The organism is Prevotella sp. ICM33, from assembly GCF_000517825.1.
GTDB classification, from domain to species: domain Bacteria; phylum Bacteroidota; class Bacteroidia; order Bacteroidales; family Bacteroidaceae; genus Prevotella; species Prevotella melaninogenica.
Map to the genome: position 1 here is coordinate 1 of NZ_JACD01000107.1, position 2,104 is coordinate 2,104.

Here is a 2,104-nt window from a genome sequence, read left to right on the forward strand (position 1 = left end):
TATATCAGCTGTAGTATATTCTTTATTAATGCAAACTTCAGTAAAATCTTAAACTAATGGTATGAAACTGTCAAAAGCTGCAAAGGCAGAGAGTATTGATGGTGTGACCGGAGCTACCTATACATCACGTGCTGTGAAGGAGAATATAGCTGCTGCCGTAGCTTACTATAAGAAGAATAAGTAAGAGTTAGTTAACTATTAACATAGAAGATATGATCAGATTAAATGCTTTTTTCAAGGTAAAGGCTGGTGTAACAACTGCCCAAGTGAAGGCTCTTGCAGATGAATTAGTAGAACTTTCACGTAAAGATGAAGGTAATAAGGGTTACGATTTGTTTGAGAGTACAACCCAACCAGGTGTCTTCCTTTTCTGTGAATCATGGGAGGACAAGGCTTGTTTGACGCGTCATGCTCGTTCAGAACATTTCACTCGTATTGTTCCTGAATTAGAAAAGCTGACAGATGGTGGCTTAAGCATTGAGCAGTTTGAACGCTAATCACAAATAGTACTCTCTTCATTATCCTTTAATCATTGACTATTTAGTCGAAGATTTGGGGTAAGGAAACTAAATAAAAAGAGCGTATCAAGAAGTCTTTAATCTTCTCGATACGCTCTTTCTTTATGTTTAGCAAACCCTTTATCCTTTTTCGGTAATCACTCCCCTCCCTATGGGGGAGGGGTTGGGGGAGGGGCCAGCCCTTACTTTACATCCCCAACCTTAATCAAATACTCCGCAATCTGTACCGCATTCAATGCAGCACCCTTACGGATTTGGTCGCCGGTGAGCCAGAGTGTATTACCATTGTCATCGGCAAGGTCCTTACGGATACGGCCCACATAAATGTCATCGTGGCCAGCACTCTCGAGTGGCATTGGGTAGACATAGTTCTGTGGATCATCAACAACAGTAACACCAGGAGCAGCCTTCAAAGCCTCACGAATCTCCTCAACAGAGAGTGGACGCTCGGTCTCGAACCATACTGCCTCTGAATGACTACGGAGAGAAGACACACGAACGCAGGTAGCAGAAGTGCGAACATCTGAGTGCATAATCTTACGTGTCTCGTTAAACATCTTCACCTCTTCCTTTGTATAGTCGTTCTCTGTCATCTTGTCAATCTGTGGAATGACATTGTATGCCAACTGATGTGGGAACTTCTCGATGGTCTTCACTTCGCCAGTCTCAACAAGTTCCTTATACTGCTGCTGCAACTCTGCCATTGCGGCAGCACCTGCACCAGAAGCACTCTGATAACTGCTGACATGTATTTTCTTGATATGGCTGAGCTTATCGATAGGATTCAATACGACAACCATCATAATGGTAGTACAGTTAGGGTTGGCAATGATGCCACGTGGACGGTTCAAAGCATCCTCAGCATTGATTTCAGGAACAACCAATGGTACGTCATTATCCTGACGGAACTGGCTTGAGTTGTCAATCATCACAGCACCATATTTGGTGATGGTCTCAGCAAACTCGGCTGATGTACCACCACCCGCACTTGTGAAGGCGATGTCTACATCCTTGAAATCATCGTTATGCTGGAGCAGTTTTACTTCGTATTCCTTACCCTTGAATGTGTATTTCTTACCTGCTGAACGCTCTGAACCAAAGAGAACGAGGTCGTCCATTGGGAAGTTTCTTTCAGCTAAGATGCGCAGGAACTCCTGACCTACGGCACCACTGGCACCAACAATTGCTACTTTCATATCTTTTATCTTTAATTGTTTACGAACCTATTCGTAGTTGCAAATATACTATTTTTCCCTAAGACAAACAACGGTATGTTAGTCTTTTTTCTGTTTTGATAGATATAATCTGTTGTGTATCGTTGTTTTCTGTCATTTTGTGAGGATTATATAGGTTTATTAGGATTCTTCCATTAAAGGCATAGATAGGAATAGAATAAAGGTTTATACACTTTTTAAAGACAATACCACTTGTTTTCATATCTTTGGTGTTTGTAAACTATTTTCGCGTGACTTAAAACCAATACATGCTCTTTTGGCTTCTTAAAGACGCCTAATTGACTTGCAAGAGGTGCCCTTTAAGACCCTTACTAACGCCCTTTTGAAGTCCAATTAAGCACCTTTTACTTT

Annotated in this window: 2 protein-coding genes and 1 pseudogene; 2 read left to right on the plus strand and 1 reads right to left on the minus strand. The window is 41.6% G+C overall.

What is annotated here, in order from left to right:
* Positions 1-55 precede the first annotated feature (55 nt).
* Together HMPREF1505_RS13045 and HMPREF1505_RS12455 are read left to right on the plus strand one after the other, a co-directional pair.
* Positions 56-184, plus strand: a pseudogene (locus tag HMPREF1505_RS13045) (FMN-binding protein); the annotation flags it as partial.
* 28 nt (positions 185-212) lie between these two features.
* On the plus strand, positions 213-497 hold the full coding sequence (locus HMPREF1505_RS12455; protein WP_036925966.1) for a putative quinol monooxygenase: 285 nt from the start codon (positions 213-215) through the stop codon (positions 495-497).
* A gap of 203 nt (positions 498-700) precedes the next feature.
* Here HMPREF1505_RS12455 and HMPREF1505_RS12460 read toward each other — a convergent pair whose 3' ends face one another.
* The gene (locus HMPREF1505_RS12460; RefSeq protein ID WP_013264068.1) at positions 701-1,714 is read right to left on the minus strand and encodes an aspartate-semialdehyde dehydrogenase; all 1,014 of its coding nucleotides are present in this window, start codon (positions 1,712-1,714) and stop codon (positions 701-703) included.
* Positions 1,715-2,104 lie beyond the last annotated feature (390 nt).